The organism is Gelidibacter algens (assembly GCF_001678675.1).
Taxonomy (GTDB): domain Bacteria; phylum Bacteroidota; class Bacteroidia; order Flavobacteriales; family Flavobacteriaceae; genus Gelidibacter; species Gelidibacter algens.
The window spans coordinates 39240-47804 of record NZ_LZRN01000032.1 but is presented as its reverse complement, the minus strand read 5'-3'; the positions used below and the strand labels follow the sequence as shown (position 1 = coordinate 47804).

General features: G+C 32.7%; 4 protein-coding genes. 2 read left to right on the top strand and 2 right to left on the bottom strand.

The genetic code is table 11. From position 1 onward, the window contains the following. Both A9996_RS13960 and A9996_RS20975 read right to left on the bottom strand, forming a co-directional pair. On the bottom strand, positions 1-1522 hold a 1522-nt coding region (locus tag A9996_RS13960; RefSeq protein ID WP_157487223.1), incomplete at its 3' end, for a hypothetical protein. Further along, positions 1512-5318, bottom strand: a complete 3807-nt coding sequence (locus tag A9996_RS20975; protein ID WP_066436264.1) for a DEAD/DEAH box helicase — start codon at positions 5316-5318, stop codon at positions 1512-1514. The genes A9996_RS13960 and A9996_RS20975, both read right to left, overlap by 11 nt. Positions 5319-5434: 116 nt before the next feature. On the opposite strand from A9996_RS20975, the gene A9996_RS13950 reads away from it, so the two are divergent. After that, positions 5435-5707, top strand: a complete 273-nt coding sequence (locus A9996_RS13950) for a helix-turn-helix domain-containing protein (RefSeq protein ID WP_083993966.1) — start codon at positions 5435-5437, stop codon at positions 5705-5707. Between the two features lie 17 nt (positions 5708-5724). Continuing rightward, positions 5725-8565 (top strand): DEAD/DEAH box helicase, encoded by a 2841-nt coding sequence (locus A9996_RS13945; RefSeq protein ID WP_066436258.1) that lies wholly within the window; start codon positions 5725-5727, stop codon positions 8563-8565.

The following is an 8565-nucleotide window of genomic DNA, read 5'->3' as shown; positions in this document are numbered from 1 at the left end:
CTAATTCTTTTGTGAAATAATATTCTTGGGTAGTAACGCTAATGTTTTTTGGCAGTAGATTTTTTAACTTTTCTTGAAAAGATTTGTCAGCTAAAAATGTTTCTATGATACTTTCATTAGTGAAAAATCGTTTTAGAATGATTTCCCAACTGATATATGGTGCAAATATATCTAGATGCTTGTAAACTGTGTTTAGATTAATTTCCGATGAGATATATTTCCAATCCCACAAAAACTTTAGGGCATCATAGGAGTCGCTTTTAAAAGCTTCATTAAAGATATCCTTAAAAATGCTAAATCTATTCTGAGTAATGGTAAAATAGTCCCACGGAAATTGTTCTATGTTTTTTCTAATAAAACTCTCTGGTAGTTCCACAGATAAATATGACCAGTCCCAATTCTCATCATTTAATTCTTTATTTTGAAGTAAATCGATAACTAAGTCTGAGTCCTTTCCAGATAGGATCTCAAAATCCCAAGGATATTCTGTAATGCTTGCTCTTATTACAGCTTCACTAAATCTATTTGATAATATTGACCAATCCCAGAAATAGAGATATTGTTTTAAGTGCTCAACAAGAATTTCCAGAGCTACGTTAGAGCTAATTACTCTCCATATTCCTTTATCCGCATTTTGGCTGACGATTTCAAAAACTTGCTTATCGCTCCAATTTACATTTGGGTTTTCGACAAGTTGTGACCAATCCCATAGGTCTAAATATAAAATTAAGATTTCTGAATCTATCGTCTTATTAAGGCTCAAGAAATAATAGAATTCCCCTTTTCTTATAAGTGCTCTGTATAGATCGGAATTTTGATCTTGTTTGACCAAATTGTCTATTGAAGTAGACTCATTATCAGAATGCTCAAACTGTATCGACATCGTCTGATTTTCATCTACCACTAAAAATGTGTTTATATCGAATTCATTAAATGCTTCCTTAGATTCTAGCATTTTAAAATTTAAAGCTTCTCCTTCAAATTCATCACTTTGAAAAAGTTGAAAATCTATCTTTTCCAATAAAAAGTCACGTTCGATAACAACAATTGAATTCAATTCAGTTACTGCTGTCAGAGATTTAGTCAAACCAAATGCATCTTTAAAAGAAAAAAATCTATCATCACTGTCATTAGCTGTTATATTTTCTAATACAGTAATTCGCGCAGCGAAGTATTTGTATTTAAGACCTGTTTCTAATGAGTCTAAACCTGCATTTGTTAGCTTAATAATATTATTTCGTGATTCTGTTAAATGGAAATCTTCGAGACGTTTTAAATAAAAGTCAAAAATTTTATTCTCAGCGGGGTCACCATATTTTATTACACCTTCTATGGTTGATATATTAAAGCCCAATAATATTGCAAATTCATTATACGAGATATTGCCGCAATTTTCTCTAATTATAGTACAGAGTATTTTATCAGTTTCAGTAGTTGAACTTGCCTTACGGTACTGGATTTCAAATGGAATAGATTTAACTACCCAGTTTGTTTTAAATATGGAAAGGATCTTATTGCTCATCTGTCGTAATGGTCTTTTTGAAAATATTGGAAGAAATTATTTTTCCGTTTGTAGAATCACTTATAGTGTTGAAAACATTCTGGTATATTTCTTTTTTACAAAAGTGATCCTTATTTCCAACGATAATGAGTAATCTTCTTGCGCGAGAAAGACCTACATTAAGCCTATTAGGAGATTCTGCAAAACCCAAGCTAGATTGCTCAGGATACCCTTTGCTTTCATAAAGAGAGAAATCTGGTGATTGATCAGTAGTAGCTGCTATCTTATCACTTCTCACCATTGAAACAATGATAATATTCCGCTCCATTCCCTGAAATTTATCAACTGTACTTAGCCTAGTAGATATGTCTTTATGATTTTTTTCAATCATTTTATTCAAATGATTGATTTGCTTCCCATAAAAACTAATAATGCCTATTTCACTTTCCTCTTTAGGTTGTGTAGAAAGCCATTTAGTATATTCTGGATATCCGTCGCTGTTTTTGATGCAATATAGTATGGAGTCAATAGCCTCAACTTCGCCAATGTTAGATCTAGATGTACCTTCTTTTATTTCAGGTCCATTTACATCAATCCACATCGTGTGTGTTTCTGGCGTTAAAATATTTTTATAGTTGAGACCGTGATACCTAGAAGATGGTTCTAAAAAACTTTGGTGATCTTTCTCGTCAAGAGGCAATCCACAATGTAAGCCGCCATCATCTATGTAAAACTGAGACACAGCATCATTTATAGCCGGGTGCATTCTATACTGAGTATTAAAAGTACCTTTTAAGCTTAAATCTAAATTTGGGTTCTGAAATAAATTTTCGAACTGAGATTTTTTAAACTCATCTCTTTCCAGAGTGCTTGCCAATTCCTTTTCGCCTATTGAGTACAAGGTGTCTTTTATTTCTTCTCCATCAACCATTGGAGGCAATTGCCTATGGTCTCCAACTATAATTGCTTTTTTACCATATATAATTGGTAATGCTAGTTCAGGTGGTGTGGCTTTACTGGCCTCATCCATAATGATTGTATCAAAAACAATATCAATGCCATTACATTTCTTATAATCAATTTTTGGAAAGTAATCTCCTTTATTGAAAACCTTTAAGTACGAATGAAAAAACGAAGTATAGCGTCCTTCAGAATTAAGTTTACCCATTGAGCTTCCAGTTGCTCCAATCAAGTTTACATTTTCTAAATATTGTTGCGTGAAAATAGATCTCACTTCTTTGTCTTTGCCATTAAGGTAAGACCTCCAATCATTTAATGCGTTATTTATATTTTCATCATTACCAACTCTTTTAGCCACGTTTTCAACCCAATGCTCCACTATGTTAGGTTCTTTAAAACTTAAATCACTACCGAATGATACCACAGTTTCATAGGAATAAAATAATCCTTCTGAGGCCAGTCTATCTTCGTTTCCAAACCGTATAGGTTTCACAATATTATTTGAACCAGTTTTAATTCTATCCATTGCGTTATCCACTGCAAGATTTGTTTCAGAGGTAAGAAGTATTTTTTGTTTGGGGTTTTCTAGAATATGGTGCCATATAATTTCTGCAATGGCAGTGGATTTGCCTGTTCCGGGTGGTCCTTGTATAAGCATTAAATCCTGAGCGTGTAAACTTTTTAGTATCGCTTGCTTTTGTGATGTATTTAAATGTTGAGATAACATTTGTTCCTCAAAAAGTCTCCATTGATTTCCTTGTTCATCCAGAAGAGAATCTACATCGTGAATAGGCTTAGCCATTGACGAGTCAAAAAGAAAATTTCTGCTATTATTATTTGGAAGAGTAACCTCAGATTCTAATTTATTTACTGTGTCTGTAAGTCTTAAAATTTTATCTCTTTCGCCTTTTAAATCTGGAAAGACAGCTTTTATCTCCTGTTTTAATAATGATTTATTTAGATCTTCAATGTTCTCGTCTTCCACAAAGAATTCAAGGCTAGGATAATCTACCTTTTGTAATCTACCTAGTGGCTTTTTATTCTTTTTATCACCATAATAAAAACTTTCTCTTTTCAGTTTCGAAAGTTTTTCTTCTTCTTGCTCTACTTTTAATTCAAAATTTTCAACGCAGAGATACTTTTCTTTAAACGTATCATCAATGTAAACATCGTATTTTTCGTCTTCAATATACTCACGGATTACATTTGTTAAATAGTCCCGTACAAATCCTTTGTTGCCTGGTTTATAATGTTTATGAAACCGTAGCTCTTGACCATTCAACATTAGTCTTGTTGATAATGATTCTGCATTAATCTTTAGTTTCTTCTGAAGATCGTGAAGACCTGTTTCAAATTTTATGTTGAACTTAAACTTGTGATCCGTTCCATAATCTTCAAGGTAAAAATAATTGTAAGCCCTTAAGCTTTGTTTTTTGCTTTCTAAGCCTTCAAAATCCTGAAAATCAAAAGAAAGCGTTGACTTGTCACTACTTATTTGAAATTCTTCACCGTGTATGTCAGGATAAATTCTATCCCAAAATTTTAGTTCTATATCGCTATTTTTTGAGTAAAATTTTCTGAGTTGCTTCCCATCGTAACTATATTTTACATTCCAATTCGTTCGATATGATTTTTTAGGGAAATACTTTCTTATAATTTGATCTATCCTTCGGTATTCTCTTTTAAAATGTGATAACTGTTCTTCTAAACTAATGGAGTTTCGCGTTTCAGTATCATTTAAATTGCTACTATTAACCTCTATCCTAAAGCTAATCGCATCATTTTCTGGTGTTGGTAAATCGATACCTTTGAATTTTTCTAAATCTTTTATTTTTTTTTCAAGTCCTGAATTTTTCGGAAACTGAAAAATTAAAAGAAAACGCTTCCGCTTTAACCCAATTTCCTTCTCTAAATAGGCTTCGATATTATTATGAATCTTTCCGTTAAATATGGTGAATCTATTACCAGTTTCCTGAATAGAATTTTCTTTATAGATAAGACTAAGTAAAAATTTAATATTGGGGAATAAAGGAAAAACAGCTCCAGCATTTTTTTCAAAAGAAACATTTTTCAAAATGTCTACTTTTTCTTTCTCTGCTTGTGTAAGAAGTATAAGTCCTTCTTTATTGAAAAGAAAGTTTCTTGATATTCTTCCTATGATTTTTTCTAAACCTTTTGACTTGCTGTTTCGCTCTCTGATAACACCTTCAATAATTGGATGTTCATTGAACTCGATATACTTTGACGAAGCACTTTCCTTTAAATTTTTTAAGTCTTCGATATTAATTTGCTCCGTTATTTCTAAGTCTTGTAGTATATGATCGCTATCAAAATCATAAGTATCTATTTTAAAAATAGTCTCAACTTCATCCTTAAAGATTTTTTTGAAAATATCTTGATCTACCTCTATCTTTAAAGTGTTGCCCTCCAACGTATACTTTTGATTAGGGTTAATAGCTACAGGGAGACTTCGGTAGTCAATAATTTTTTCTTGTGCAGTTATATATTTATGCCAAACTCTTTTGTTTCTTTCATATTCAGTTTGATTTTCTTCTTCTAATTCTTCTTGCTCATCAAAATCAAAATCTGGAATACGTATATTTTTGTTCAGTTCTAAAGCATCGTGATTGATAGGTGGGCTTGCAATCTGAATAATAGACTTAGGTTCGTTGATTATGCTATTTTTTGGTTTAGAAAATTCGTCTAATAATAAATTGTATACTGAATCATCTATTATAGTTGTAGGTCTGGCTTCAATTTCAAGACCTTTCCCGTCTAAGAAAGATATAGCCTTATCTAACGATAAATTTAACTCTCTCAACACTTTATTCAATCTTATGGTTGGAACACTTCTCATATATTTATAAAATACTCAAATGTTAAAAACTTAAGCCTACAAAGTAGAAATTTTCTCCAACATAATCCTTAAATTGTCCAAAATTTGTCAAGTCTTTTAATGAAAACTACCTGATTATGATAGGCGAACACATACGAGCACTTAGAGAGTCTAATGATGTATTGTTGCGGCAATTAGCAGCTCAATTGGAAATAGACCAAGCAATGTTAAGTAAAATGGAACGCAGTGAGCGTTCATTTAAAAGAGAACATATAGATGTTTTAGCAAAAATTTTTAAGCAGCCAAAAAAGGATTTACTTACGATGTGGTTAGCAGATAAAATTTTGAAAACTGTTAAAAGTGAGAAGTTTACAAAAGAAGCTTTAAGGCTTGCAATCGATAATGTATAAAGATTAGATATAATAATTTGAGCAACGATACTTTAACCAACCAAAGCCTTAATGTTACCCCTGGAATAAGGATTAACTTAAGAGGAGAAGATTTTATAGTTACCAACAGAGAACGCGACATCATTGATGTCGAAGGAATTTCTGAATTAGTATACGGTCAAAGTTTTCAATTTGATTTACGATTAGAAAACTATCGAGTAATACAACCAGAAGAAACCGAACTTCAGGCTGACGACTCTACCCATTATAGGCAAACAAAGTTGTTTCTTGAGACAATATTCAGAAACTCTTCGCATTATTCTGAACATATTGAAATAGCTCATAAAGCGGCAATAAGAGGTGCTAATTATCAATTTGAATCTACTATAAAGGCACTTTCATTGCCACAACCAAAAATCCTAATTGCAGATGCTGTTGGGCTTGGTAAAACAGTTCAAGTTGGCATTTTTTTAGCGGAATTAATCAGACGTGGAAAGGGAAAGAAGGTTTTAGTAGTTACACCAAAATCTATTCTTGCTCAATTTCAGCAGGAAATATGGGCTCGTTTTGCAATTCCATTAGTTAGATTAGATAGTCAGGGAATAGCAAGAATTAAAACAGAAATACCATCAAACAAAAATCCATTCGATTACTATGACAAGGTTATAGTATCTATCGATACGTTGAAAAACAATGCAAAATTCAGGCACTATTTAGAAAAAGTAAAATGGGATATCGTTGCAATAGATGAATGCCATACGGTTGCCAATGTTGCATCTCAGAGAGGTGGATTAGCTAAATTTTTATCAGAGAGAACGCAAGCAATGGTTTTGACATCTGCGACACCTCACAACGGTAAACGTGAGAATTTTGCAAATTTAATAAGTATGTTAGATCCTACGGCAATACCTTATGATGGCGAATTTACAAAAGAAGATATTCAGCCATTATATGTTCGTAGGTTTAAAAAGGATATTGAGGATGAAGTTGGTGATGCCTTTAGAGACAGGATAACAAGTAAAATAGATTGCCCTTTAAATCCTGATGAAGAAGAAGCTTTACGAATTATTCAAGAATTTAAAGCTGTTGCACAGGAAGAGAGTGATGGAAATTCTACGTTCGGAGCATTGCTTTTTTCCATAGGTTTATTCAAGGCATATATGTCATCGCCTAAAGCGTGTTTAGAAACCGTAATTAAAAGAATAGATAAAGCGATTGATGAAGATGGTGTAATAGAACATCTAGAAGAGCTGAAAGACGTTCTCGAAAAAATTGTGGCTCAAAAAAGTGATTCTAAGTATAACCAGTTTCTCTTTAAACTAGACCAGATGGGTTGGAAAGGGAAAAAGAGTGATGAGCGCATAATCATTTTTGCAGAGCGCAGAGCTACATTAAATGAATTAGAAAAGAATCTGAAAGAAGACTTCAAGCTAAACGATAACGCGGTAGTTCAATTTAACGGAAGCCTCACGGACACACAACAGCAAGATATCTTAGAAGATTTTTCTAAAGAAGATAGTACAATTAGGCTTTTTCTTGCTTCTGATGCTGGAAGTCAAGGTGTGAATCTTCACTACTTCTGTAATCAAATGTTTAATTACGATATTCCTTGGTCAATTATAACTTTAGATCAAAGGAATGGGCGAATAGACCGTTTTGGTCAAACCAAAACACCATTCATCTATTACCTTATTGCTGAATCTCAAAGTGAAGATGTTCAAGGAGATATTAGAATTGTAGAGCGTTTAAAAGAAAAGGAAGAAGAAGTACATAAAAGTTTGGGAGATGCTGGGAGTGTTATGGGCTTTTATGACCAACAGCAAGAATCAAAATTAGTAGAAAAAGCGATTGCCAATAATGACCCGTCACTTTTGGATTCTAATGAAGAAAATACGGTGGACGATGATTGGTTAAGTGCATTGACTGAAGATTCATCTGCTACTAAAGCTCAAATGAAAATCGACGAAGGTTTTGCTTCGTTTTATGAAGATGATTTTAGCTATTATGCTTCGCTTATTGATGAATTAAAATCGAAAGACGATAGGCTCATCCCTTTAATTAATATAGATAGTAACGACAAAGTTTTAGAAATTGAACAATTTGAAGAGCTTTCATCTAAAGGTGTTTTGTACGATATGCCTAAAGAAGCTTTTCCAAAACCAAATCAAACATTCAATCTTACTACAAATGTTGATATCGTTGAAAATGCAATAATTCAAGCGAGAAAGAAACAAAATGAATGGCCAAACTTTCAACTATTATACGACCTTAATCCTATTGCAAAATGGATGCAATACAAGTTGCTTGGACAAATAGATCGCGGTAAAGCTTTAGTGGCTAGACTAAGAGAGCCACTTCCTAAAAATACAGCTTGGTTTGTTTTTCAAGGAATAACATCTAATCAACAGGGAAAACCTATTTTTTCCAAAACCTTCGTAATAGGCAAATCATTTGGAGAGTCAAGCGTGGGAAATTTGGAAGAATTTGAAGAGTTTATAAATCAATACCGCCTTAAGGACACATTGCCTGAACTTGAAACAACTGCTGAACAACTTGATAATATTAAAAAACTACTTCCGGCAGCAGTGAAAAGTGCTAAACTTTTTTATGATTTAAAAATTCAAGGTGATCTGGAGGATAAAATGGAAGATAAATTAGAACGCTATCAAAAGAAACTGAATGATTGGCTAAGCGCATCCGAGCGACAAATGGAAATTAAGTTTGGAGATGAAAAAAATGGAGGAGGCTCTTTTTATAAAAAGAAGAGGCAGAGTGAAGTAAATTATGTAAAAAATCAAATGGATGCATTTTACAATGAATACTTCCAATTAGAAAATGAACCCTTCCTAAGAGTATTAGCGGTTTTTTATAACGGGTAA

Bases quoted from the DNA above. Each gene is read 5' to 3' on its own strand.
- A9996_RS20975 (WP_066436264.1), bottom strand. From the start codon at position 5,318: ATGAGAAGTGTTCCAACCATAAGATTGAATAAAGTGTTGAGAGAGTTA.
- A9996_RS13950 (WP_083993966.1), top strand. From the start codon at position 5,435: ATGATAGGCGAACACATACGAGCACTTAGAGAGTCTAATGATGTATTG.